Source organism: Streptomyces sp. NPDC051822 (assembly GCF_044452745.1).
Lineage (GTDB): Bacteria > Actinomycetota > Actinomycetes > Streptomycetales > Streptomycetaceae > Streptomyces.
In genome coordinates this window covers 840,432-865,859 of record NZ_JBITBZ010000002.1, presented here as the reverse complement: position 1 = coordinate 865,859, position 25,428 = coordinate 840,432, and the positions used below count along the sequence as shown (strand labels likewise).

Below are 25,428 nucleotides of genomic sequence, written 5' to 3'. Positions count from 1 at the left end.
CGCGGGCCGTTGTGCGGCCGCCTCACCAGAGTGACAAGTTCCGCAGGAAATTGAACTTGCGTTTCACAGAGTGAGACGCGAATATCGTTGCATGGACAACTCTAGCGGCGTAGGCGTTCTCGACAAGGCAGCCCTTGTCCTGAGCGCCCTGGAGTCCGGTCCGGCCACCCTCGCAGGACTGGTCGCGGCGACGGGACTCGCACGACCCACGGCACATCGTCTCGCCGTGGCACTGGAACACCACCGGATGGTGGCGCGTGACATGCAGGGCCGGTTCATCCTCGGACCGCGCCTCGCGGAGCTCGCCGCCGCGGCCGGCGAGGACCGCCTGCTCGCGACCGCGGGCCCGGTACTGACCCATCTGCGCGATGTCACCGGCGAGAGCGCCCAGCTCTACCGCCGGCAGGGCGACATGCGCATCTGCGTGGCGGCGGCCGAGCGTCTCTCGGGCCTGCGGGACACCGTCCCGGTCGGCTCGACGCTGACGATGAAGGCGGGCTCGTCGGCGCAGATCCTGATGGCCTGGGAGGAGCCCGAGCGCCTCCACCGCGGCCTCCAGGGCGCCCGCTTCACGGCGACGGCCCTGTCGGGCGTACGGCGCCGTGGCTGGGCCCAGTCGATCGGTGAGCGGGAGCCGGGCGTCGCGTCCGTCTCCGCGCCCGTGCGCGGCCCGTCGAACCGCGTGGTGGCGGCCGTCTCGGTCTCCGGGCCCATCGAGCGTCTGACGCGCCACCCGGGCCGTATGCACGCCCAGGCGGTCATCGACGCCGCCGCCCGTCTCTCCGAGGCGCTCCGACGCACCGGCTGACGCTCCCCCTTCCCTCTGTTCGTCCCGGCCCACCGCTTCAACGCCGCAGCGGTGGGCCGGAGTTGTGTCCGCGTGTGCGCGACAGAGGGAAACAGAGAAGAAGCCCTCCCCCGAAGGGAAGGGCTTCTTCGTCTTGTACCCCCGACCGGATTCGAACCGGCGCTACCGCCTTGAGAGGGCGGCGTGCTAGGCCGCTACACAACGGGGGCCTTGCGGATCAGATCCGCGGTGCAGATGAGCTCTGCGAGCTGGCCTACCTGGACTCGAACCAAGAATGACGGTACCAGAAACCGTAGTGTTGCCAATTACACCATAGGCCATGGCGGTTAAACCGTACCCCCGACCGGATTCGAACCGGCGCTACCGCCTTGAGAGGGCGGCGTGCTAGGCCGCTACACAACGGGGGCCCTAGCGATCCTGCATCGGGTTCACCGGGTGCGACCCAGGTGATCCCGCGGGAAGGATCTGTACCCCCGACCGGATTCGAACCGGCGCTACCGCCTTGAGAGGGCGGCGTGCTAGGCCGCTACACAACGGGGGCTTTGTGGATGCCATCCACGAGTTTGCAGATGAGCTCTGCGAGCTGGCCTACCTGGACTCGAACCAAGACTAACGGAACCAGAAACCGTCGTGCTGCCAATTACACCATAGGCCACCGGGGCAACGTCCCCACCAGGGAGGATCTTGCTCGGCTTGCGCTTTGTGGGCTTTTGCCTTTCGGCTTGTTCCCTCGGCGCAGGAAGAACATTACCCGAAGGTGGACGGTGCTCCAAAACGGGTATCCCCGCGGAGCAGGGCGGGGAGCTGGTGGAGGTCGGTGATCCGGTCGAGCTCGGGCCTGCCGCCCGTCGCGGAGCGGTCCAGCCACACCCCTCGCAGCCCCGCCTCGTGGGCGCCGCGGGCGTCGATGTCGGGCTGGTCCCCCACGTACACGATCTCGTGCGGGGCGAGGTCCAGGGCCGCGCAGGCCGCGTGGAAGGCCTCGGGGGCGGGCTTGGCGGTGCCGAGCTCGGCGGCGCAGAGGACGGCCTCGAAGCGGTCACTCAGGCCGAGGGCGCGGAGCTTGGGCTCCTGGGCGTGGATGCTGGAGTTCGACAGGACCGCGTGCCGGTAGTCGGCGGCGAGCAGGTCGAGTACGGGGACGGCGTCGGGGAAGAGCTCCCAGGCGGCCTCGTAGTGGACCACGTACCGGCCGAACCAGTCGTCGGCCTGGGCGTCGGTGAATCCGGGCGCCCCGAGGAAGTCCCGGACGCGGTGACGCCGCTGGTCCTGGAAGGTGCCGCCCGCCGCCTCGAAGCGCCGCCAGTGCAGCTCCGTGAGCTCCTTCCAGCGGCGCAGGGCGTCCTCGACGGACTCGTACGCCCCGAGGAGCCCCTCGGCGGCGAGGTGGGCCCGCATGCCGGCCCGGTCGGCGCTCGCGTAGTCGAAGAGCGTGTCGTCGATGTCCCAGAGGACGGCGCGGATGGCCATGGGACGACGGTACCGCCGGGCGGGGGGCTGCCGGGAGCGGTTTTATGCGGTCCGGGTGAAGCGGAAGGGACGGAAGTCGGTGACGAAGCAGACGACCTCGCCCTCGGCGTCGCGGCCGACCCAGGTCGCGTAGAGGCCGTCGCCCCATCCCGAGGTGAAGACGGCGATGCCGTGGCCGTTCTCGCCCTCGGCGACGAAGGCGATCGGGAAGGTCGGGCTGTTGTCCAGGCCGTCCCAGACGACGCCCGCCTCGTCGTCGGTGCCGGGGAAGGAGTGGTGGGCGGCCGGATCGACGAAGCAGCCGACTCCGGCATCCACGCCGTAGCCGAAGTAGTCGTCCTCGGGGGCGTCCTCGCCGGGGACCAGGGCGGGCTCCCAGCGGACCACCGGGGTGTCGCGGATCACCAGGCGGGCGGCGGCGTTCACGGTGTGGTCGTAGGGGTATGTGAAGGACGCCTCCGCGGTCTGGACCCGGTAGCGGCCGGGCGGGACCGTGACGGCGAAGGGCTCGGGGCGCTCGTCGTCGTCGCAGAGGTGGACGATCGGGTCGCAGGCGACGAGCCGGCCGGTGGGGAGTTCCAGCTCCCCCACCTCCCGCACGCCGAAGACGACGTCCTTCTTGTCCCTCGTCGGGACGACGGTTCCTGGGGTGAACCACAGCGTGTAGTCAGGGGGTGTCACGAACATGGGCCGACCCTAGGGCCCGGGTACGACAACGGGGGCGCCGGCCGGAGGGATCCTCCGGCCGGCGCCCCCGTGGCGTACGGCGTGCGGTTACATGGCGAGCTTCGCCAGGGCCGCGTCGATGCGGGTGAGGGACTTCTCCTTGCCCAGGATCTCCATGGACTCGAAGAGCGGCAGGCCGACCGTGCGGCCGGTGACCGCGACGCGGACCGGGGCCTGGGCCTTGCCGAGCTTGAGGCCGTGGGCCTCGCCGGCGGCCAGGACCGCGTTCTTGAGGGACTCGGGGTCGCTCCAGTCCGCGTCCACGAGCTTCTCGCGGGCCGTGGTGAGCAGAGCGGCCGGCTCGCCCTTCATCGCCTTGTCCCACGAGGGCTGGTCGAAGACCGGCTCGGGGAGGAAGAGGAAGTCGACGTTGGCCGTGATCTCCGAGAGGACCGTCATACGGGTCTGGGCGTGCGGCGCGATGGCCTCCCAGGCGGCGCGGTCGAAGTCCTCGGGCGCCCAGTTGGCGTGCGGGGCGTTCAGCCAGGGCTCGCAGGCCTCGGCGAAGGTCTTCACGTCGAGCATGCGGATGTGGTCCGCGTTGATCGACTCGGCCTTCTTGAGGTCGAAGCGCGCCGGGTTGGCGTTGACGTCGGCGATGTCGAACTTCGACACCATCTGCTCGATGGTGAAGATGTCCTGGTCCGCCGAGAACGACCAGCCCAGGAGGGACAGGTAGTTCAGCAGGCCCTCGCGGAGGAAGCCGCGCTCCCGGTAGAGGTTGAGGGAGGCCTCAGGGTCGCGCTTGGAGAGCTTCTTGTTGCCCTCGCCCATCACGTACGGCAGGTGGCCGAAGGAGGGGATCTCCTTGGCGACGCCCAGCTCGATCAGCGCCTTGTAGAGCGCGATCTGGCGCGGGGTGGAGGAGAGCAGGTCCTCGCCGCGCAGGACGTGGGTGATCTCCATCAGGGCGTCGTCGACCGGGTTGACCAGGGTGTACAGCGGGGCGCCGTTGGCGCGCACGATGCCGTAGTCCGGGACGTTGTCCGGGGTGAAGGTGAGCTCGCCGCGGACCAGGTCCGTGAAGGTGATCGGCTCGTCCGGCATCTTGAAGCGGACGATGGAGTCGCGGCCCTCGGCGCGGTAGCGCTCGATGCGCTCGGCGCTCAGGTTGCGGCAGGTGCCGTCGTAGCCGGACGGCTTGCCGGCCAGGCGGGCCGCGTCACGGCGCGCTTCGAGCTCCACGGCGGTGCAGAAGCAGTGGTACGCGTAGCCGCCGGCGAGCAGCTTCTCGGCGACGTCCTTGTAGATGTCCATCCGCTGCGACTGGCGGTACGGCGCGTGCGGGCCGCCGACCTCCGGGCCCTCGTCCCAGTCGAGGCCGAGCCACTTCAGGGAGTCGAGCAGCTGCTCGTACGACTCCTCGGAGTCGCGAGCGGCGTCGGTGTCCTCGATGCGGAAGACCATGGTGCCCTCGTTGTGCCGGGCGAAGGCCCAGTTGAAGAGGGCGGTGCGGACCAGGCCCACGTGGGGGTTGCCGGTCGGCGAGGGACAGAAACGGACGCGGATGTTCGCGTTAGCCACGCTTGATCACCCTATTGGTGAGAGTGCCGATGCCTTCGATGGTGACGGCGACCTCGTCGCCGACGTTGAGGGGGCCGACCCCGGCGGGGGTGCCGGTGAGGATGACGTCGCCGGGGAGCAGCGTCATGGCCTCGGTGATGTGGACGACCAGGTCCTCGATGGAGCGGATCATGTCGCTCGTCCGACCCAGCTGGCGCTGTTCGCCGTTGACCGTGGCCTGGATGGTCAGGTCGCCGGCGGCGGCGAGGGTCAGGCCGGTCTCCACCCAGGGGCCGAGGGGGCAGGAGGTGTCGAAGCCCTTGGCGCGGGCCCACTGCTTCTCGCGCTTCTGGGCGTCGCGGGCGGTGACGTCGTTGGCGCAGGTGTAGCCGAAGACGACGTCCTTGACGCGTTCGCGGGGCACCTCGCGGCACATGCGGCCGATGACCACGGCCAGTTCGGCCTCGTGGTGCAGCTCGTTCGAGAAGGAGGGGTACTCGATGGCGTCGCCGGGGCCGATCACCGAGGTGGTGGGCTTGAAGAAGGCGACGGGGACGTCGGGGACCTCGTTGCCGAGCTCGGCGGCGTGCTCCGCGTAGTTGCGGCCGATGGCCACGACCTTGTTGGGGAGCACGGGCGGCAGGAGCCGTACCTTGCTCAGCGGGACCTTGGTGCCGCTGAGCTCGAAGTCGGTGTACGGGATGCCCTTGATGATGTCGAGGACGAGGCCGCCGGATTCGACGGTGCCCTCACCCTCGACGGCGCCGAAGGCCACATTGCCGTCGATGGAGAATCTGGCGATGCGCACGAGTGCTGTCGCCCCTCACTTGGTACTGGCTGGAGTCTGACGCTCCAGGCTAACGCGGCGGGGGCGGCCGACCTGCGAAATCAGCGCGACGCGGAGGCGTACGGCTCCGGCTGGTAGGGCGCCGGGGGCTGCATGAGGATCGTGCGGCGGGGGTTGGCCGTCCGGGTGGGCAGCGCGAGCGCGTACTCCGGCTGCGCGCCGCGGCCGAGTTCCGCGGCGTCCGTGAGGTGGACGAGGGTGGAACGGCGGGGGTTGGCCGTGGTGCCGGGCGTCGTCGGCGGCGTCGTCGTATTCATCGCGGTGATCTGACCTTGTTCCGAAACGGGCGCCGCGTTCGGGCGCGAGGTGGTGTAAAGCGTCAGGCTAAACATGCGATTCCCTTCGAATGCATGGCTAAGACATCGATCAGCGTGTGAGTTTGCTCACCACCGCCCGGACATTCCTGGCATTACGGACGGACGTTCCTCGTGACGGAAAGGGACATTCCGCCACTGAATGTTCTATTCCGCTCCTGATCATCGCGACTGGGACACACGGGTACGCGCAGCCATTGGAGAGGAAAAGTCCTAATCCTCCGTGATCATCTTCTACGTGCGGTGACAGGGTGCGCACGGGTTGTCATGACCTTCCCGGCGCGACACGCGGCTCTTGTTGGAGATCCGGCACTGTGCTGGAATTCCACGCACCGCCGCGGGTTTCAAGCCGGCGCGCAGGGGGCGCAACGCAGCGCCGGCCTAGTGGCGGGGAAGGGGGAACTGCGCCGGTCACCGACGACCACCTGGGGGGCTCCACCGCCCCCCGATTGACGCCGACACCGTCCTCTCCGTTCATCCGGAGGGACGCCTGGTCCAGAGGTTGCGACGCTAGTGCAGGGACGTTTCAAGAGGGATGGCTCGGGGTCTCCCCAGGCCCGCCAGGGCCGAGCGGATACTCCGGCGGAGCAGGAACCGCGTGCCGGGACCGACCGCGGTCCCTCGGCCTCGCACACCCCGAACCAGGGTCAGCGGCCGTCCGGCGAAGGCGGTGACGGCGGCAGGCGCACGAGCGCCGCGGCCGCTTCCGCCGAGCCGTCCGATGCACCCCCCAAGAACAAGGCCGACAACGCCGGGACCGCCGAGAACTCGGCCGGCCCCCGAATAGCCCTGCGCAACTGGCGTATCTCCACGCGCCTGGTCGCACTGCTCACGCTCCCCGTGGTCGCGGCGACCACCCTGGGCGGCATCCGCATCAGCGAGTCGCTCCAGGACATGGAGCAGCTCGACCACATGCAGCTGCTCACCAAGCTGACCCGTGAGGCGACCGACCTCGCGCAGGCCCTCCAGGCAGAGCGCGACCTGTCCGCGGGCCCGCTGGCCAACGGCCGGCCGACCAGCGACTACCAGGTCGCCAACCCGCGCCGGAAGACGGACATCGAGTACAAGGCCTTCCTCAAGGCCACCGAGGACATCCCGGCGACCGAGAGCGACGAGGCTCTCCGGAGCATCCGCCAGAACGTCGGCCAGATCGCCTCGCAGGTGATCCAGCTCAAGACCATCCGGGACAACGCCTACGAGAAGGGCGTCTCCCACTCGGTGACGGTCGAGGCGTACAGCCGCCTCATCCGCTCGCTGCTGAGCCTGTCCCAGGACATGGCGCAGGCGACGAGCAACCCCGAGATGATCAAGCGGACCCGCGCGCTCGCCGCGTTCTCGTCCGCCAAGGAGTACGCCTCCATCCAGCAGGCGATCATCGCGGCCGCGCTGCCCCCGAGCGACCGGACCTCGGGCAAGATCCAGCAGGGCGACCGCCTCTACGCCGAGGCCGCGCTCAACTCCGAGGGCGTCGAGCTCAAGTCCTTCCGGGCGATCTACGAGTCGACCGGCGGTGACGCCACCGAGCGCACCGCGTCCCTGACCAGCGGCAACCCCTCGATCACCGCCGCCGAGAAGTACGCCGAGCGCGTCCTCAACATGGACGACGCGATGCAGGGCGGCGTCAAGCGCGGTCACCTCAACTTCACCGACGAGTACGGCACCAAGCTCGCCGCCATGAACCGCATCGAGCGCGGTCTGCTCGGCGACATGGAGACCATGGCCCGTGAGCTGCGGCAGGAGTCGCAGCGCGAGGCCATCATCAACGGTGCCCTGATCCTCCTCGTCCTCGGCGTCTCGCTCATCGGCGCGTTCGTCGTGGCCCGGTCCATGATCCGGTCGCTGCGCAGGCTCCAGGACACCGCGACCAAGGTCGCCCAGGACCGTCTGCCCGAGCTCGTCAAGCAGCTCTCCGAGTCGGACCCGCAGGACGTCGACACCTCCGTCGAGTCCGTCGGTGTGCACTCCAGGGACGAGATCGGCCAGGTGGCCGCGGCCTTCGACGACGTGCACCGCGAGGCCGTCCGCCTCGCCGCCGAGCAGGCCCTCCTCCGGGGCAACGTCAACGCGATGTTCACCAACCTCTCGCGCCGCTCCCAGGGCCTCATCCAGCGTCAGCTCTCGCTCATCTCCGAGCTGGAGTCCCGCGAGGCCGACCCGGACCAGCTGTCCTCCCTCTTCAAGCTCGACCACCTCGCGACGCGCATGCGCCGTAACGGTGAGAACCTCCTCGTCCTCGCCGGTGAGGAGCCGGGCCGTCGCTGGACGCGTCCGGTCCCGCTGGTCGACGTCCTGCGCGCCGCCGCCTCCGAGGTGGAGCAGTACGAGCGCATCGAGCTGTCCTCCGTCCCGGCGACCGAGGTCGCCGGCCGGGTCGTCAACGACCTCGTGCACCTCCTCGCCGAGCTGCTCGAGAACGCCACCTCGTTCTCCTCGCCGCAGACCAAGGTCCGGGTCACCGGTCACGCGCTGCCCGACGGCCGCGTCCTCGTCGAGATCCACGACACCGGCATCGGCCTCTCCCCCGAGGACCTCGCCGCGATCAACGAGCGGCTCGCCTCGCCGCCCACCGTGGACGTCTCCGTCTCCCGCCGCATGGGTCTCTTCGTGGTCGGCCGCCTGTCCCTGCGACACGGCATCCGCATCCAGCTGCGCCCCTCCGACTCGGGCGGCACCACCGCGCTCGTCATGCTGCCGGTCGACGTCGCCCAGGGCGGCAAGAAGCCGATGCCCAAGCCGGGTGCCGGCGGCCAGGGCGCAATGCCCCAGGGCTCTTCCGCTCCGGGCGGCCGGCTCCCCGCCGGTCCCGGCGCGGGCGGCGGCCCCGGCGGACGTCCGGGCCAGGGCGGTGCGCCGTCGGCGACCGCCGGCCTCCTCGGGACCGCGGCCCCCCGCGGCCAGGTCGGTACGAGCGGTCCCCGGGCCGCGCTGCCCGCCCGGGACGGAGCCCCCCTCACGGGCGGTCCGCAGGGCGCGCCGCAGTCCCGTACCCCGCAGCCGCAGAACGCGCAGCAGGACCAGACCGGTCAGCTGCCGCAGGCCCCGCAGAGCCACGACCCGCTGCGGCCCGGCCCCGGCGGCGGTCTCATCGGCGGCGCCGCGAGCGCCATCCCCTCCCGTACGGACGTGTGGGGCAACACCTCCGGCCCGCAGGCCGGATCCGGTGCGCCGCAGCAGGCTCCGCAGGACAACCGCTCCGGCGGTTACGAGTTCCCGCGCGCCGAGCTGCCGGGGGGCAACCCCCAGCCGCAGCGCCCGCAGGCCGCGAGCTGGGGCAACGACCAGGCTCAGCAGCCGGTCCGGCGCCCGCAGCAGGAGATGTCCCCGCTGGACGCCCCGCGCGGTCACGAGGAGGCCGAGACGACGGGCCAGTTCGCGGCTCCGGGGGCCCCGCAGGGTCCTGGTTCCACGGGCCCGTTCGCGCGTCCCGACTTCAACGCCCCGCAGCGGCAGCCGCAGGGCAGGCCCCCGCAGGCCCCGCAGCAGGCTCAGCAGCAGCCCCAGCAGACCTACCAGGGCGGTGCCCAGGATCCGGCGTCGACGGCGCAGTTCCCGCGTCCCGACTTCGGTGCCCCGCAGGGCCCCGGCTCCACCGGCCAGTTCGCGCGCCCCGACTTCAACGCCCCGCAGCAGCAGCCGCAGGGCTACCAGGGCGGGCAGCAGCAGGCCCCCCAGGGGTACCAGGGCGGCCAGCAGCAGCAGTTCGGCCGACAGCCGTACGTACCGCAGGCGCAGCAGCAGGCCCCGCAGGCGCCGTCCCCGCGGCAGCGGACCGGCGGCGACTTCGGCGGCGGCGACTTCGGCGGTCAGCGCCAGGGTCCCGAGCCGGTCCAGCAGCAGGCGCCGCAGCCGCGTCAGCCTCAGCTCCAGCAGCCGCGCCGTCCGGAGGCCCTGCCGCCGGCCGGTGCGGGCGACGGCCGTACGCCGCTGTTCGACTCGCTGGAGACGAACTGGCAGCAGCAGGGTTCGGGGCGTGTCCCGGACGCGGCGCAGACGATGCAGACCCCGGTCGTGTCGCAGCCGTCCGCTCCCGCGCCCCGGCAGAGCGGCGACCCGGCCGCCGACGGCCGGCAGAACGGCGGGGCCGCCTGGCGGACCACGCCCAACGACGAGCTGGTGCGCCAGGCCGAGCGGGTGCGCAAGCCCGCGGCCGGCGGTGTCACCACCTCAGGTCTTCCGCGCCGTGTGCCGAAGGCCAACCTCGTACCCGGGACCGCACAGGAGCAGGCCCACACGGCCGGCCCCCAGGTCTCGCGTGCACCCGACGACGTCCGCGGCCGGCTGACCAATCTGCGCCGCGGCATCCAGCAGGGCCGACAGGCCGGCAACTCGACCACGGGTAACCACCACCTCGGTCCGAACCATCAGCAGGAGCGCTAGTTGAACGCGATGAGCCAGGCGGCGCAGAACCTGAACTGGTTGATCACCAATTTCGTGGACAACACCCCCGGGGTGTCGCACACGGTGGTGGTCTCCGCCGACGGACTCCTGCTCGCCATGTCCGAAGGATTCCCCCGCGACCGTGCCGACCAGCTGGCGGCGGTCGCGTCCGGACTCACCTCGCTGACCGCGGGCGCGTCCCGGATCTTCGAGGGGGGCCCCGTCGCACAGACCGTGGTGGAGATGGAGCGCGGCTTCCTCTTCCTCATGCAGGTCTCCGACGGCTCCTCACTGGCCGTACTCGCCCACCCCGAGTGCGACATCGGCCTCGTGGGCTACGAGATGGCGCTCCTGGTCGACCGGGCCGGCAGCGTCCTCACCCCGGACCTCCGTGCGGAGCTCCAGGGCAGCCTGCTCCACTGACCGGTTCCCCCTACCGGACAACCCCACCGCACGACCGATCGACAGGGCGGTACGCCCCTCCGTACCGCCCTGCGGACCGTTTTCTCATCGTCCGGCCGCCCCACCCGGCCCCCCACCGGCCCCATCAGACGGCAGAGAGCTTGCTGTCACGCCCGGAGGATTCATGACCCCGCCCCCCGCCTCTCACGATCCGTACGGCAACTCAGTCGACGAGTACGGGCACGAGGGCGACCAGCCGCTGGTGCGTCCGTACGCGATGACCGGCGGCCGGACCCGGCCGCGCTACCAGCTCGCCATCGAAGCCCTTGTCAGCACCACGGCCGACCCGGCGCACCTCGCCACGCTCCTCCCGGAGCACCAGCGGATCTGCCACCTGTGCCGTGAGGTCAAGTCGGTGGCCGAGGTGTCGGCGCTGCTCTCGATGCCGCTCGGTGTCGCCAGGATCCTCGTCGCCGACCTGGCGGAGGCCGGCATGGTGGCGATCCACCAGCCGGGCAACGGAGAGACCGGCGGCACGCCGGACGTGACTCTGCTCGAAAGGGTGCTCAGTGGACTTCGCAAGCTCTAATGGCGGTTCCGGTTCTCAGGGACGGGCGACCACCAGCGCGAAGATCGTGGTGGCGGGCGGATTCGGCGTGGGCAAGACCACGTTCGTCGGCGCCGTCTCGGAGATCGACCCGCTGCGTACCGAGGCCGTGATGACGTCCGCTTCGGCGGGCATCGACGACCTCACGCACACCGGCGGCAAGACGACGACGACCGTCGCCATGGACTTCGGCCGCATCACCCTGGACCAGGACCTGATCCTGTACCTGTTCGGCACCCCCGGACAGGACCGCTTCTGGTTCATGTGGGACGACCTGGTCCGCGGCGCCATCGGCGCCGTCGTCCTCGTCGACACCCGCCGCCTCGCCGACTGCTTCCCCGCCGTCGACTACTTCGAGAACTCCGGCCTCCCCTTCGTCATCGCCCTCAACGGCTTCGACGGAGCCCAGCCCTACCAGCCCGAAGAAGTACGCGAGGCCCTCCAGATCGGCCCCGACACCCCCATCATCACCACCGACGCGCGCCACCGCGCCGACGCCAAGAGCGCCCTCATCACGCTCGTCGAGCACGCCCTCATGGCCCGGCTCAAGTAGCGGATCCGCCAGGGCGGTTGTCATATGCCGCTGCCAGGGGCGGTCTGTGTCCTTCGACACGGCCGCCCGCGCGTTCATAACGTTTCGAATGAGAATTGGGGCGCCCCGGACACCCGATGCATCCGCTCGGTGTCGCTGCGCTCACATGAGCCCCGCCATTTGGCGGGGCTCGTTCTTTATGCCCGTTTTATGCGAGGCGTGGGCCACTGAAAGGCGCCGCATCCCACTGTTTGGAACGGACCCCCTTCACGTGCTGCAATTCATGAACTCCCGAGTAGTACGGCCCTGAACGAAACACCGGCACAACGTAGGTGCCGACGCCGAGAGGTTGTTGGTCGAGTGAGGCGAAGCAAGGAAAGCTCCGCGGAGCAGGACACGCGGGGCACGCGGGGCACGCGGGGCAACTTCACGCCGCCGTCGCGTACCGCTGTGTCGCCCGCGGACATACCCGTGACACCGCCGCCCGCCCCGGCGGCCAAGGGGAGCTCCAGCAAGCTGTCGCCCCGCAACTGGCGGGTGCCCACCCGCCTGAACGCGATCCTCTGCATACCCGTGCTCGTCGGCCTCGTCATGGGCGGCTTCCAGGTCAAGGGCGCGATCGACACCTGGCAGGAGGCGCAGGACGCCGAGAAGACGGCGCTCATCGTGCGCGCCGCCTCGGAGTACAGCACCGCGCTGCTCAACGAGCGCGACCTCACCGCCGGCCCCCTGCTCGCCGCGAAGACCCCCGAGGACCGCAAGAGCGACGACGTCACGCAGGCCTACGCCGCGACCGACGCCGCCAGGATCAAGTTCGACGAGGCCGCCAAGAACCTGCCCTCGGGCCAGGGCCTCGAGCGCCGTCTCCGCCTCTTCAAGGACGAGGAGCCGAAGCTCGACGCGCTGCGCAAGGCCGCGTACACCCGCGCCCTCGACCCGGTGAACACCCAGCTCGGGTACACCGGCGTCCAGCACTACCTCACCGAGTTCTCCAACGAGCTCGGCCTCGGCACCGGCAACGTCACGGCCTACGGCCGCAGCGTGTACGCCGTCCAGCTGGCCAAGGGCGCCGAGTCCCTGCAGCGCTCGATCGGCACCCAGCTCCTGGTCCGGCCCAGCCGCACCGAAGCCGTCTTCGCCCAGCAGTCCGTGGCGTTCAACTCGTACAACTACCTGGAGCAGATCGCCCTCGGCGAGTACGCCTCCGGTGGCATGCCCGAGGACGTCGAGCTGCTGAAGAAGGTCATGGCCGGCAAGGCCGCCGAGGGCGCCAGGCAGATGCAGGCCGCCGGCGTCGAGCTGCCCAAGGGCAAGGACGGCTCCGTCTACTCCGGCGTCGCCTCCGCGATCGGCACCGCCAAGACCCCCGAGGCCCTCGCGGCCCTGGAGGCCAAGGGCATCACGGCCGAGTCCTGGATGGCCGTCGCCACCGCCAAGTTCGAGGGCTACTCCGAGGTCGAGAAGATCCTCGTCGACAAGGCCGTCGCCGAGGCCGTCAGGATCTCCGACGAGGCCAAGACCGACGCCTGGGTCATCGGCGGCATCGTCGTCGTCGCCCTGCTCGCCGCCTTCATCCTCGCCGGCATGATGGCCCGCCAGATGAGCCGCTCGATGCTCCAGCTGCGCAACGCCGCCTTCGGCATCGCCGAGCAGCGCCTGCCGATGCTGGTCGACCAGCTCTCCCGGACCGAGCCGGGCCGCGTCGACACCCGCGTCCAGCCCATCCCGATCGACTCGCAGGACGAGATCGGCGAGGTCGCCCGCGCCTTCGACCAGGTCCACCGCGAGGCCGTCCGCCTCGCCGCCGAGCAGGCCATGCTCCGGGGCAACGTCAACGCGATCTTCACGAACCTCTCGCGCCGCAACCAGTCGCTGATCGAGGGCCAGCTGACCCTCATCACCGACCTGGAGAACAACGAGGCCGACCCGGACCAGCTGGAGAACCTCTTCCGCCTGGACCACCTGGCCACCCGTATGCGCCGCAACGGCGAGAACCTCCTGGTCCTCGCCGGCGAGGAGCCGGGCCGCCGCTGGGACCAGCCGGTCCCGCTGGTCGACGTCATGCGCGCCGCCTCCTCCGAGGTGGAGCAGTACGAGCGCATCGAGCTGGCGGGCGTCCCGGAGGCCGAGATCCACGGCCAGGCCGTGACCGACCTCGTCCACCTGCTCGCCGAGCTCCTGGAGAACGCCACCACGTTCTCCTCCCCGCAGACCAAGGTCCGCGTCACCGCGACCCGTCTCCCCGACGGCCGCGTGATGGTCGAGATCCACGACAAGGGCATCGGCCTCACCGCCGAGGACTTCGCGGACATCAACCACAAGCTGGCCAACCCGCCGACCGTCGACGCGGCCGTCTCGCAGCGCATGGGCCTGTTCGTGGTCGGCCGGCTCGCCGACCGCCACGGCATCCGGGTCCAGCTCCGCCCCTCGGGCGAGCAGGCCGGCACGACCTCGCTGGTGATGCTCCCGGACGCGATCACGCACGGTGGTGGCGGCGAGCAGCCGCTCCAGGACGACTTCACCGTCTCCCAGATCATTCCGCAGCAGCAGCAACAGCAGCAGCAACAGCCGAGCGCCTTCGAGGCCGCCCCGCAGCAGCAGATGCTCACCGCGGCCGACCTCGGCTTCGACGACTCGCGCTACGAGCAGCAGGACGAGCAGGAGCCCCCGCTCGACCCGGTCAACCGCTCGCTGAAGCGCGAGGGGCGGCGTGCCGCCCTGGAGGCCCAGGCGCAGGGTGGCGACCGCCCGCTCTTCCGCGACGAGACGGAGCAGGACGAGCAGCCGCAGCAGCAGCCGGACGCGTACGCAAACCAGGGCCACGAGTACGCCCAGGGCCAGGAGTACGGGCAGCAGCAGGCGCAGGAGTACCCGGCGGAGCAGTACGCGCAGGGTCAGGAGTACGGGCAGCAGCAGGCGCAGGAGTACGGCCAGGAGTACCCGGCCGACTTCCCGCAGCAGCAGGACGGCTACGCGTACCCGCAGCAGCAGGGCTACGAGTCCTACCCGCAGCAGCCCGGCTATGCGGAAGCCTCGTACGAGACCCCGCAAACCGAACACCAGCAGTACGGAAACGCGTTCGATGCCCAGCCCCACCAGGCGGAGTGGCAGGATCAGAACGCTTACGACAGCGGCTGGACGCAGCAGTACGGAGCGGAAACGGAATCTGCTCCGAGCGCCCCCGAACAGGCCCCTGACGGCGTAGGCTTCGACCGTCCCGGTCCTACCCCGAGTTCCGCCCCGGACGCCGGTCACGCGATGACCGACGCCGGTCTGCCGCGGCGCGGCAGCGTCGCCTCGCAGAGCCCGCAGGCGCCGCAGCAGCAGGCACCGCAGCAGGCGAAGCCCGTTCAGGCGGCGCAGGAGCAGCGGCACGAAGACGAAGCCGAAGGCACCGAGACGTGGCGCTCGGCCAACGACGAGCGCTGGCAGCGGGCCGGGAAGCTCAAGGACCCGAAGGCCGGCGGGGTCACCTCGTCCGGTCTCCCCCGCCGGGTCCCGAAGGCCAACCTGGTCGAGGGCACGGCTGAGCAGACCCCGCAGGGCGGCCCCCAGGTCTCCCGCGCACCCGAGGACGTCCGGGGCAGGTTGAGCAACCTGCGCCGGGGTGTCCAGCAGGGGCGCAGCGCGGGAACGGACACGAACGGATCGGGCCTCGGCCCGGGCAGTACCTACAACCAGGAGCGTTAGTGTGAGCATGAGCCAGGCGGCGCAGAATCTGAACTGGTTGATCACCAACTTCGTGGACAACACCCCCGGGGTGTCGCACACGGTGGTGGTCTCCGCCGACGGACTCCTGCTGGCGATGTCCGACGGGTTCCCCCGGGACCGCGCCGACCAGCTGGCGGCCGTCGCCTCCGGACTGACCTCGCTGACCGCGGGCGCGTCCCGGATCTTCGAGGGCGGTGCGGTCAACCAGACCGTCGTGGAGATGGAGCGCGGCTTCCTCTTCATCATGTCGATCTCGGACGGCTCCTCGCTGGCCGTGCTCGCCCACCCGGAGGCCGACATCGGTCTCGTGGGCTACGAGATGGCGCTGCTCGTCGACCGCGCGGGCACCGTCCTGACTCCCGACCTCCGGGCGGAGCTTCAGGGAAGTCTTCTCAACTAACAGACAGACAGTGCGTTTCGCGCCACCGCCCCGTAGGGTGCGGTGGCGCGGTTCCACGGGACATGGACCGCGAGGCAGTCGAGGAGGAGAACGTGGGAACACCCCCGGGCGCGAGCCCTTACAACGGTTATGACGCGCACCAGCCGCCTCAGGGCGACGCGCAGAACCGGTTCAACTTTCCCTCCGCCCCCAGCAGACAGGGCGCCTCGCAGCCCTACCGGCAGCCTCAGGGACCGTCCGCCGGTGCCTACGGCTCCCAGCGTGCCCAGTCCGCCGCCGGTTCCAGCAGCGCGGGCGCGCACAACCCGTTGGTGCGTCCTTACGCGATGACCGGCGGCCGGACCCGGCCGCGCTACCAGCTCGCCATCGAGGCGCTGGTCAGCACGACGGCCGATCCTTCCCGGCTGCAGGGGCAGTTGCCCGAGCACCAGCGGATCTGCCGGCTGTGCTTCGAGATCAAGTCGGTCGCGGAGATCTCGGCCCTTCTCTCCATCCCCCTCGGCGTCGCCCGAATCCTCGTCGCCGACCTGGCCGAGGCCGGACTCGTCGCCATCCACCAGCCGGGCGGCGACGAAGCCGCCGGCGGCCAGCCAGACGTGACACTGCTCGAAAGGGTGCTCAGTGGACTTCGCAAGCTCTAGCGGCGGCGCGGCCCGTTCAACCACCAGCGCGAAGATCGTGGTGGCGGGCGGATTCGGCGTGGGCAAGACCACGTTCGTCGGCGCCGTCTCGGAGATCAACCCGCTGCGTACCGAAGCCGTCATGACCTCCGCGTCCGCGGGCATCGACGACCTCACCCACACCGGCGACAAGACGACGACGACCGTCGCCATGGACTTCGGCCGCATCACCTTGGACCAGGACCTGATCCTGTACCTGTTCGGCACCCCCGGACAGGACCGCTTCTGGTTCATGTGGGACGACCTGGTCCGCGGCGCCATCGGCGCCGTCGTCCTCGTCGACACCCGCCGCCTCGCCGACTGCTTCCCCGCCGTCGACTACTTCGAGAACTCCGGCCTCCCCTTCGTCATCGCCCTCAACGGCTTCGACGGAGCCCAGCCCTACCAGCCCGAAGAAGTACGCGAGGCCCTCCAGATCGGCCCCGACACCCCCATCATCACCACCGACGCGCGCCACCGCGCCGACGCCAAGAGCGCCCTCATCACGCTCGTCGAGCACGCCCTCATGGCCCGGCTGCGGTAAGTCCCCGCTGACGTCGGTACGGATGTGAGAGGCCCCACGCACCCCACGGTGCGCGGGGCCTCTTCCGTGCCGCCCGCCGGTTCCGGCACGCGGGTCCAGGCACGCCGAAGGCCCCCGCTCCGGGTGGAGCGGGGGCCTTCGGTGCGACGTGCGGTCAGCGCCAGCTGTGCGCGGCGCGGAAGCCGTGCTCGCGCTCCAGACGGCGCCAGCCGGCCGTGGTGCTGCCCTGGTGGTCCGTCTGCTCGGGAGTGGCGGCCGCGCGGGCCAGCAGCACCGCGGTGATGGCGGCGAGCTCCTCGGGGCCGGCGTGGCCCTTCTCGACGCGGAGAAGATTGGCGGGAATGCTCACGTGGATGACTCCTCTTACTGAGGCGGGTTGCCGTGCTTGCGGGACGGCAGGTCGGCGTGCTTGGTGCGGAGCATCGCGAGGGACCGGATGAGCACCTGGCGGGTCTCGGCGGGGTCGATGACGTCGTCGACCAGGCCGCGCTCCGCGGCGTAGTACGGGTGCATCAGCTCGGCCTTGTACTCCTTGACCATGCGGGCTCGCATGGCCTCGGGGTCCTCCGCCTCGGCGATCTGCTTGCGGAAGATCACGTTGGCGGCGCCCTCGGCGCCCATGACCGCGATTTCGTTGGTGGGCCAGGCGTACGTCAGGTCGGCGCCGATGGACTGGGAGTCCATGACGATGTAGGCGCCGCCGTAGGCCTTGCGCAGGATCAGGGAGATCCGGGGCACGGTCGCGTTGCAGTACGCGTAGAGCAGCTTGGCGCCGTGCCTGATGATTCCACCGTGCTCCTGGTCGACGCCCGGCAGGAAGCCGGGGACGTCCAGAAGGGTGATGATCGGGATGTTGAAGGCGTCGCACATCTGCACGAAGCGCGCGGCCTTCTCGGAGGCCTCGATGTCCAGGACACCGGCCAGCGTCTGCGGCTGGTTGGCGACGATGCCGACGACCTGGCCGTCGAGCCGGGCGAGGGCGCAGATGATGTTGCGGGCCCAGCGCTCGTGGATCTCCAGGTAGTCGCCGTCGTCGACGAGCTCCTCGATGACCTTGTGCATGTCGTACGGGCGGTTGCCGTCGGCGGGCACGAGGTCGAGCAGGACGTCGGAGCGGCGGTCGGCCGGGTCCTCGGAGGGGACGGTCGGCGGGTTCTCGCGGTTGTTCTGCGGGAGCATCGACAGGAGGTAGCGGACCTCCGCGATGCAGGTCTCCTCGTCGTCGTACGCGAAGTGGGAGACGCCGGAGACGCCCGCGTGGACGTCGGCGCCGCCGAGGCCGTTCTGGGTGATCTCCTCGCCGGTGACCGCCTTGACGACGTCCGGTCCCGTGATGAACATCTGCGAGGTCTCGCGGACCATGAACACGAAGTCGGTCAGGGCCGGCGAGTAGGCGGCGCCGCCGGCGCACGGTCCGAGCATCACCGAGATCTGCGGGATGACGCCGGAGGCGCGCGTGTTGCGCTGGAAGATGCCGCCGTATCCGGCGAGCGCGGAGACGCCCTCCTGGATACGGGCGCCCGCGCCGTCGTTGAGGGACACCAGCGGCGCCCCGGCCGCGATGGCCATGTCCATGATCTTGTGGATCTTCGTGGCGTGCGCCTCGCCGAGGGCGCCGCCGAAGATCCGGAAGTCGTGCGCGTAGACGAAGACGGTCCGGCCCTCGACCGTGCCCCAACCGGTGATCACACCGTCGGTGTACGGCTTCTTCGCCTCGAGGCCGAAGCCCTGGGCGCGGTGCCGGCGCAGCTGCTCCACCTCGCTGAAGGAACCGGCGTCGAGCAGCAGCTCGATGCGTTCGCGCGCGGTCAGCTTGCCCTTGGCGTGCTGGGCCTCGGTCGCCCGCTCGCTCGGGCCGCGGAGCGCCTGCTCGCGCAGGACGTGCAGCTCGGCCACACGGCCACGGGCGTCAGCGGGCTCGCTCGGGATCTGGTCCACAACGGTCATGTTCCGACCCTACGAAGTCGAACAAGAAAACCCCGCCGTCCACTCCGTACAGTCTCCCGTGTCGAATCCTGGTGGGGCTGGACAGAACCGTGACCCATCCAGCCCGAGTCGACAGCCAGGGACCCCCCGTGTTTGTAGGGGTTCCACAGAGAGCGGCTGGGAGCCTAGAGGAGGACCTCGCAACGGTGGGTGGCTCCGCCCGTCCCGGGTGTGATCCGCAGCCTCAGCGAACGCCCGGTGGCGAGCACCTCCACCGAGGGGTCGTGGACGAGCACCCGGCGGACCGGCGCGTCCCACGAAAGGTCGAGCGGCCGCCCGGTGCGGGAAGGTTCGGAGACCCTCAGGTCGAGCACGGAGCGGCGGCGGCGCACGAGGACGCTCGCCGGCGCGGTGACCGTGAGGGGCCCCACCGTACCCGCCTGCCAGAGGTTCGCGGCGGTCAGTCCCAGGGAGGGCACGGCGACCGCCTGGGCGTCGGCGCTGTTGTCGAGTACGTGCAGCCAGTCGGGATCGGCGGCGCGGGCCGCCAGCGTGCGCCGGGAGGCGCCCGGCATGACGAGGTACGCGTACGAGGCGGCGACCGGGTCCGTGCCGTGGTCCAGCCACAGGGTCTGGTAGCGGCGGGTGCGGCGCTCGGTGGAGCTGGTGGTGTTGATGTCGCTCCAGGCGCCGGTGCGGTCCTCCCGGAGGGTGCGCAGGGCGTCGGCGCCCCCGGGGAGGACCCAGCCGCCGTGGCCCTCCAGATGGGCCCAGCCCGCACCGGTGGTGAAGGCCTGGGTGCCCGACTCCCCCAGCAGGCGGTTGTCGACGACCGTCTCGACGGGCACGCCGTCGGTCGCGGTGATCCCGGCGCCGAGGCAGATGACGGCGTCCGCCGCGCAGAACCAGGACTTGCGGGCCTCCAGGGTGGAGCCGAGGCCCTTCAGGTGCTGGCCGACGGCCGCGTACTCGCCGTCGGTCGCCCCGCCGACCCAGCGCACGGCCGGCTTGGGCGCGCCCCATTCGCCGCCGGCCCGGTCGGCGAGGCGGCGGGTGGAGACGGTGGTGCCGGGGAGGCGGTACGGGTCGACGGTGGGCCAGAACCAGTCGGTGTACTGGTCGCCGAGGGCCGGGGTCCACCAGGAGAGCATCCCCGCGCCGGTGTGCCAGCCGCGCGGGTTCTCGCCGTTGCCGCACTCGTAGTACGAGATCCGGTTCGAGGCCATGGCGATGTTGGCGGCCCAGCCGGGGCGGCGGTGGACGGCCCGGTCCATGGCGGCGAAGAGCCGGTGCCCGGTGGGTTCGGGGGCGGCCGGGACGGGGGCGGCGGCCACGGCGTGGAGCCGTGCGAGGTCGGCGACGCCGAACTGGCGGGCGGACAGGATCGGGGAGACGGTGTCGCGCTCGATCCAGCCCTTCACGCGCGCGTGCCAGCGGTCCCGCTCGGCGGGGGTGGCGCCGAGGGCGAGGAGGGCGATGGCGGCGATGACGCCCTGGCCGTGGAAGTGGTCGGAGCGCATGATCCGGCGGTCGTCGTTCCTGAGGAGACCGCGGCTGATGGCACGGCCGTTGACGCTGTCCATCATCAGGCCGTCGTGGATGAGGGGCGCGTACGCCTTCTCGACGCTGTCGAGGACGATCTGCCGGTTCGGGTCGGTGACGGCCCAGCTGGATCCGGCGAGGAGCGAGAAGAGCCTGCCGAGGCCGTCGAGCATGACCTGTCCGTAGGTGCCGGAGTAGGCGACCCAGGTGTGCTGGACGAAGGAGCCGTCGGCGTAGAGGCCGTCGCCCTTCGTGACGTACGGGAAGACGGGCGAGAGGGCGTCACGGGCGAGGGCGATCTTGGCGGGGTTCACGCCGAGGACTCCGCGCAGGGCGACCGAGCGGCAGAGGTCGACACGGTTGGCGCCGGTGGAGGTGCCGGTGTAGTTCGTGAGGACCGAGTCGGGGACGAAGTGGTCGACGGCGGCGCAGGCGGCGGCGATCCGTTCGGCGCCGAGGTGGGGGTGGAGCGCGGCCACGATGTCCATGAGGAGGCGCGGGCTGCCTATCTGCCATTCCCACCAGTTGCCGTAGCGCGGGGCGCCTGCCCGGTAGACGCCGGCGGAGAGGTGGTCGAGGCCGCGCAGGACGTCGGTGAGGAGGCCCGGGTCGCCGGTGAGGCCGGTGCCGGGCTGCGCGTACGCCTGGGTCATGGTCCACAGGCGGCTGTAGCTCTGGGTGATGCCGGCCGGCGGGTCGAAGGGGGCGTCGGGCCAGAGGGAGCCGGTGGCGGGGGTCATGGAGGCGCGGAAGTCGCGCGCGAGGGTGCCCGTCTCGGCGAGGCGGGAGGCGTAGGGCTCGGTGGCGGCGTCGAAGCCGGAGCCGAGCTGGAGGTCGAGCCAGCGGAGCCGCAGGGCCTCGAACTCGCTCTCCGCCGCATGGGCGGCGGAGGGGAGTCCGACGGCCGCGGCCGCTGCGGACGCGGTGATCAGGAACGTGCGGCGGGACCAGGCGGGGACGGGCACAGGAGCCTCCCGGGGGGAAGTGGTGGGGCCGGTGGCGCCTGGTGTAACACCCTGTTTCCGACGCAATCAATGAGCACGGCGCGGCCCGGCGGAAGCGCTTTCCTCCGGGCCGCGCACGATCAGCCTCCGCAGTGGAAGCGGGCGTCGCCCCAGTCGGCGTGGTCGTTGCCGTTGCCGTCGCCGCCGTCGCCGACGACGAGGTCGACGTAGGAGGCGCCGGTGACGTCGGCGGTGAGCGACCAGGCGGTGTCCGTGGCCTTGAGGACCGGGGACTTCACCTTCTCCGTGCCGTCCGCGAGGACGCTGAACTGGACGCTGCCCCGGACGGTCTGCACGTCGTCCACCCCGACCTGGGCGGTGAAGGAGGTGCAGCGCCCGCCCAGGTAGTAGCGGATCTTCGCGGGGGCGTGGCTGCCCAGGCCCTTGGCGTACGTCACTCCCCCGACGCGCAGCGGGGAGCCGTCGCCGGTGCCGGTCTCGCCGTTGGAGAGGTCGCGCTCGACGGGTCCCCAGCCGTTGGCGGCCGAGGTCCAGTCCAGGTCGCTGGCCCAGCTGTCGGCGGTGGGCGGCGGGGGCAGCGTGCGGGCGGTGGTGGTGGCGTTGAGCCTGCGCTCCGCTCCCCCGACGGCGTACGTGAGGGAGGCGCCGAGCGGGTAGGGCCGGTAGGCCGCGTCGACCGGCGGGGTGACCTGCCAGGTGGCGGTGGCCTTGCCGCCCGTGGCGACCGTGCCGAGGGTGACGGGTCCGGCCGGTTCGGCGGTCCAGCCCTCGGGGAGGGTGAGGACGGCAAGGGCGCCGGTGACCTCGTTGGTCTCGTCGTTGCCGAAGGTGGCCGTGACCTGGTTCGGGCGGCCGGGCTCCAGGGTGTCGGGCGCGGTGAGGGCGAGCGTGCCGCAGGCGGCGCGCTCGGCGGCCGGGCCGAGGTCGGTGACGGTGAAGGCGTCGAGGACGAAGTCGGCGCCGTCGGGGGCGTCCCCGCGCTTGCGCAGGCCGGTCCAGGTGTCACCGCAGCCGGCGGTGACGGTCTCCGAGAAGTGCCCGTCGCTCCTCTGCTGCCCGAGCGGGGTGCGGCGGGTCTCCACGGAGGTGCCGTTCGCGCGGTCGTAGCCGGTGACCCACTCGTACGCGCCCGCGTGGCTGGACTGGTAGGCGTACTCCACGCGGTAGCTGTGGCCGTCCTTCATGGGGACGGTCCAGGGCGCGGTGCGGTAGACGAGTCCGCTGTTCTCGTCGTGGGACTTGAGGGACTCGGCGCCGCCGATGACGTCGTCGACCAGCTTTCCGTTCCAGCCGGCCTGGGTGTAGGGGGCGTGGAGCTGGGCGATGTGGGTGCGCGGGTCGGTCGTGCCGCCGGAGTCGCCCTTGAGGAAGGGACCCCAGCCCTGGTCGACGGCCTCGAAGTCCTCGTACACGAGGGTCCCGGCCTTGATGGCGGGTGCGTTGGCGACGATCCGTACGTCGTCGATCCGGACAGCGGCCGCCCCTGGGGAGGCCTCGATCCTCAGGGTGGTGGTGCCGTCGGAGGGGGCGGTGAAGGTGACCTTGGCGCGCTGGAAGCGGGTGCCGTTCCAGTCGGACGCGGCCACCCGGTCCTGGAGCGCGGAGCGTTCGACGGTGACGGACCGGCCTCCGGCGGAGAGGGTGGTGGGGCGGGTCTCGCCGGCCTGGACCTCGATCAGGGCGGAAGCGGTGTACCGCGCGCCGGGGGTGAGTCCGGTGATCCGCTGGTGGACCGAGGCGGCGGCGGTGCCGGTGAGCTTCGCGCTGTTGCGGCCCTGGGCGTCGGTGTCACGGGCGACGGTGCCGGTCTTCGACCAGGCGCCGAGCCGGTTGTCGTTGAAGCCGGGGTCCTTCACCGGGGTGCCCTGGCCCCAGAGCGGGTCCTTGGTGACGGGGGCGCTGCGGTAGAGGACGTACGGCTGTCCCGCGACGGCGTCGAGGGTGATGCGGCCGTTGACGGGCCGGACGGTCGCGGTCTGGGTGCGGCCGTTGTCGGTGAGCTTGTGGACGGTGTACGAGCCGGTGCCGGGCACGGCCCAACTCGTCTTCCCGCCCGTCTTGTTGTAGTGGTAGAGCTTGGTGCCGCCGGCCCACGGGAGCAGGTAGGTCTCGCCGTCGAGGACCTTGCGGCCGTTCTCGTAGAAGGCGCGGCGGCCGTTCTCGACGGTGCCGCGGACGCCGCCGGTGAAGGTGAGGTCGTTGCCGTTCCAGCGGGTGATCTTCTGCTGCTGGAGGTACTTGGCGGGCAGGTTCCGCTGCCAGATGTTGGCGGTGAAGTCGTTCCAGTCGGTCTCGCCGGTCCAGCCCTCGAAGTCGACGAGGGCGGTCTGGCCGAGGACCGGGTGGTTGTTCCAGACGTCCTTCTCGCCGTTGCGGATGAAGCGGATGATCTGCGAGTTGAGGCCCTTGTTGGTGGCGCCGCCGTAGTCGAGGTCGTTGGCCCAGTGGGACCAGAGGGAGGCCCGCTCGAACTTGTCGGACCACTCGGTGGCGACGTTCCAGCCCTGGTCCTGGACGGCCCGCATCGTCTCGTCGGCGATCCAGCCGTGGGTGTAGTAGACGTCGATGTAGAGCGTGGAGAGGTTGGGGTCGGTCTCGTCTCGGAGCTGCTGGAAGCGGCGGGCGAGGTCGCCGCTGCCGATGTCGCGGCGCTGGTCGATGTAGTAGCTCTGGTTGAGCCAGTTCCAGCCGGGCTTGGTCTTGTCGACGAGGGTCTCGCTGAAGTTCTTCGCCTCGGGGTACGACTCGGTGGCGTTGACGTGGACGCCGAAGCCGGCGCCCCACTTCTTGCCCTCCTTGAGGAGGACGTTGAGGTCGTCGAGGCCGCCGGCCCGCTTGTTGTAGTTGCCGCCGTAGTCCGGGTGGGCGGAGTCGTGGCCCTCGGAGCCGTACCCCTTGAGCAGTGCGAACTGGCCGAGCCCGTCGGTGGAGAGCGAGATCCGCTTGACGTCGTCGAGGGTGCGCAGGAAGGGGTGGGTGGCCTGGGAGGCGAAGTTGAAGGGGATGTGGGCGATCACCCGCTCCGGCGTCTGGTCGCTGCCCGGGGCCTTCACGCCGATCGTCCGGAAGGCGACGGCGCCGTCCTGCCAGTCGGTGGTGCCGTCGGCGTTGGCGTCGGGGGTGACGACGACCTTGGCCCAGGGAAGGGCGTCGCCGCTCGCGGGCTTCGGAGCGCCCTCGCCGCGGTGGGTCCACTGGCCGGACCAGACGCCGACGCGGGTCTCGGTCGCGGTCCTGCGGGCCTGGTGCCAGAAGCGGGCACCGTCGCGGGCGGACGCGCCGGAGGGCTTGTCGTAGCTGGAGTTGGACTCGACGGCGGCCGCGAGCCGGCCGGTGTTGACGATCGCGTAGCTCGCCCCCACCGGGTTCGCTTCGACGGCGGTCGCGTCGGTGACCTGGGCGAAGACGTCGGCGGTACGGGTGGAGTCCGGGTCGAGCCGGGTGAAGGCGGTCGCGGCGCCGGCGTCGGAGGAGCCGACGGAGACCAGGTCGTGGCCGGGTATGTCGAGGGTGCCGACCCGGAAGCTCTCGGTGTCGCGGACGGCGGTCACCCGGAAGGCGGTGGTCCGCCCGTCGACGCTCAGGCTCGCGTCGATCTCGACGCCGGGCAGGTCGGGGAAGGTCAGCGTGTACGCGGCGGAGGAGGCCGTGAGGACGGGGGCGCCCTTGGCCTGGACGGCGCGGGAGGTGCCGTTGAGGACGACCCGGGTGACCGGGGCCGTACTTCCGAGGAGGCGGGCGCCCGTGCCGCGGTCGGTGTACGAGAGGACGCGGGGGAAGTCCTCGGCGACGGCGACGGACAGCTGCGGGGAGGTGAGTAGCGGGGCATCCGCGGTGACGGCGGCGTCCGCCGTCGTGGCGTCCGCCGTCCTGGCCGCTTCCAGGGCGGCGGCCTCCGCCGCCGTGGCGCCGTCGGCGAGGGCGGGCCCGGCCAGGGCGAACACGGCGGATGAAGCGACGGCGAGCGCGCAGGCCGCACGGATTCTTCGCGATTGGGGGAGGGACATGCGCACTAGTTGGCCCCGCCCCGGCGGCACCGTCAACGAGATCGCGCCGCGCGGGGCCCTCCAGTCCAAGAACCCCCTTCGGTTAGTC

General features: G+C 71.1%; 18 protein-coding genes and 5 tRNA genes. 9 read left to right on the top strand and 14 right to left on the bottom strand.

From position 1 onward, the window contains the following. Positions 1–91: 91 nt before the first annotated feature. The gene (gene ndgR, locus ACIA8N_RS09705) at positions 92–808 is read left to right on the top strand and encodes an IclR family transcriptional regulator NdgR (RefSeq protein WP_015036427.1); all 717 of its coding nucleotides are present in this window, start codon (positions 92–94) and stop codon (positions 806–808) included. A 136-nt stretch (positions 809–944) separates the two neighbouring features. On the opposite strand, the gene ACIA8N_RS09700 is transcribed toward ndgR, so the two are convergent. The 10 genes from ACIA8N_RS09700 to ACIA8N_RS09655 form a co-directional block, all read right to left on the bottom strand. Beyond that, a tRNA-Glu gene (locus ACIA8N_RS09700) sits at positions 945–1,017 on the bottom strand. 39 nt (positions 1,018–1,056) lie between these two features. After that, positions 1,057–1,128, bottom strand: a tRNA-Gln gene (locus ACIA8N_RS09695). Positions 1,129–1,142: 14 nt separating this feature from the next. Next, positions 1,143–1,215 (bottom strand) — tRNA-Glu (locus ACIA8N_RS09690). A gap of 61 nt (positions 1,216–1,276) precedes the next feature. Further along, positions 1,277–1,349, bottom strand: a tRNA-Glu gene (locus ACIA8N_RS09685). Positions 1,350–1,391: 42 nt separating this feature from the next. Beyond that, positions 1,392–1,463: transfer RNA gene (locus ACIA8N_RS09680), tRNA-Gln, on the bottom strand. A gap of 92 nt (positions 1,464–1,555) precedes the next feature. Next, positions 1,556–2,278 carry an HAD family hydrolase gene (locus ACIA8N_RS09675; protein ID WP_365780456.1) on the bottom strand — a complete coding sequence of 241 codons (723 nt, stop codon included), beginning with the start codon at positions 2,276–2,278 and terminating at the stop codon, positions 1,556–1,558. Between the two features lie 42 nt (positions 2,279–2,320). Then, positions 2,321–2,965 carry a DUF4241 domain-containing protein gene (locus ACIA8N_RS09670; RefSeq protein ID WP_365780455.1) on the bottom strand — a complete coding sequence of 215 codons (645 nt, stop codon included), beginning with the start codon at positions 2,963–2,965 and terminating at the stop codon, positions 2,321–2,323. 87 nt (positions 2,966–3,052) lie between these two features. Next, the gene (gltX, locus tag ACIA8N_RS09665; RefSeq protein ID WP_365780454.1) at positions 3,053–4,528 is read right to left on the bottom strand and encodes a glutamate--tRNA ligase; all 1,476 of its coding nucleotides are present in this window, start codon (positions 4,526–4,528) and stop codon (positions 3,053–3,055) included. Beyond that, positions 4,521–5,315, bottom strand: a complete 795-nt coding sequence (locus ACIA8N_RS09660; RefSeq protein WP_365780453.1) for a fumarylacetoacetate hydrolase family protein — start codon at positions 5,313–5,315, stop codon at positions 4,521–4,523. The genes gltX and ACIA8N_RS09660 overlap by 8 nt, the downstream gene beginning before the upstream one ends. Before the next feature lie 80 nt (positions 5,316–5,395). Next, complete coding sequence (locus tag ACIA8N_RS09655; RefSeq protein WP_365780452.1) at positions 5,396–5,611, bottom strand: hypothetical protein; 216 nt, start codon at positions 5,609–5,611, stop codon at positions 5,396–5,398. A gap of 570 nt (positions 5,612–6,181) precedes the next feature. Here ACIA8N_RS09655 and ACIA8N_RS09650 point away from each other — a divergent pair. The 8 genes from ACIA8N_RS09650 (at position 6,182) to ACIA8N_RS09615 (ending at position 16,900) form a co-directional block, all read left to right on the top strand. Continuing rightward, entirely contained in the window at positions 6,182–10,045 is a 3,864-nt protein-coding gene (locus ACIA8N_RS09650; RefSeq protein WP_365780451.1) for a nitrate- and nitrite sensing domain-containing protein, read from the top strand. A 9-nt stretch (positions 10,046–10,054) separates the two neighbouring features. After that, positions 10,055–10,468, top strand: coding sequence for a roadblock/LC7 domain-containing protein (locus tag ACIA8N_RS09645; protein ID WP_015036421.1), 414 nt, complete (start codon positions 10,055–10,057; stop codon positions 10,466–10,468). 163 nt (positions 10,469–10,631) lie between these two features. Beyond that, the gene (locus ACIA8N_RS09640) at positions 10,632–11,036 is read left to right on the top strand and encodes a DUF742 domain-containing protein (protein WP_030206207.1); all 405 of its coding nucleotides are present in this window, start codon (positions 10,632–10,634) and stop codon (positions 11,034–11,036) included. Next, complete coding sequence (locus ACIA8N_RS09635; RefSeq protein WP_359205260.1) at positions 11,017–11,607, top strand: ATP/GTP-binding protein; 591 nt, start codon at positions 11,017–11,019, stop codon at positions 11,605–11,607. Before ACIA8N_RS09640 ends, ACIA8N_RS09635 begins: the two co-directional genes overlap by 20 nt. Before the next feature lie 339 nt (positions 11,608–11,946). Then, positions 11,947–15,276 carry a nitrate- and nitrite sensing domain-containing protein gene (locus ACIA8N_RS09630; RefSeq protein WP_365780450.1) on the top strand — a complete coding sequence of 1,110 codons (3,330 nt, stop codon included), beginning with the start codon at positions 11,947–11,949 and terminating at the stop codon, positions 15,274–15,276. 7 nt (positions 15,277–15,283) lie between these two features. Then, complete coding sequence (locus tag ACIA8N_RS09625) at positions 15,284–15,697, top strand: roadblock/LC7 domain-containing protein (protein WP_030224397.1); 414 nt, start codon at positions 15,284–15,286, stop codon at positions 15,695–15,697. Positions 15,698–15,789: 92 nt separating this feature from the next. Next, entirely contained in the window at positions 15,790–16,338 is a 549-nt protein-coding gene (locus ACIA8N_RS09620) for a DUF742 domain-containing protein (protein WP_365780548.1), read from the top strand. Beyond that, entirely contained in the window at positions 16,319–16,900 is a 582-nt protein-coding gene (locus ACIA8N_RS09615) for an ATP/GTP-binding protein (RefSeq protein WP_266897066.1), read from the top strand. Before ACIA8N_RS09620 ends, ACIA8N_RS09615 begins: the two co-directional genes overlap by 20 nt. 154 nt (positions 16,901–17,054) lie before the next feature. Here ACIA8N_RS09615 and ACIA8N_RS09610 read toward each other — a convergent pair whose 3' ends face one another. From ACIA8N_RS09610 to ACIA8N_RS09595, 4 genes are all read right to left on the bottom strand, one after another. Further along, positions 17,055–17,249 carry an acyl-CoA carboxylase subunit epsilon gene (locus ACIA8N_RS09610; protein WP_365780449.1) on the bottom strand — a complete coding sequence of 65 codons (195 nt, stop codon included), beginning with the start codon at positions 17,247–17,249 and terminating at the stop codon, positions 17,055–17,057. Positions 17,250–17,263: 14 nt separating this feature from the next. Further along, positions 17,264–18,847: an acyl-CoA carboxylase subunit beta gene (locus ACIA8N_RS09605; protein ID WP_030216282.1), complete on the bottom strand. Its 1,584-nt coding sequence runs from the start codon at positions 18,845–18,847 to the stop codon at positions 17,264–17,266. A gap of 164 nt (positions 18,848–19,011) precedes the next feature. Beyond that, entirely contained in the window at positions 19,012–21,333 is a 2,322-nt protein-coding gene (locus tag ACIA8N_RS09600) for a polysaccharide lyase 8 family protein (protein ID WP_365780448.1), read from the bottom strand. Between the two features lie 119 nt (positions 21,334–21,452). After that, positions 21,453–25,340, bottom strand: a complete 3,888-nt coding sequence (locus ACIA8N_RS09595) for an endo-alpha-N-acetylgalactosaminidase family protein (RefSeq protein WP_365780447.1) — start codon at positions 25,338–25,340, stop codon at positions 21,453–21,455. Positions 25,341–25,428: the final 88 nt, after the last annotated feature.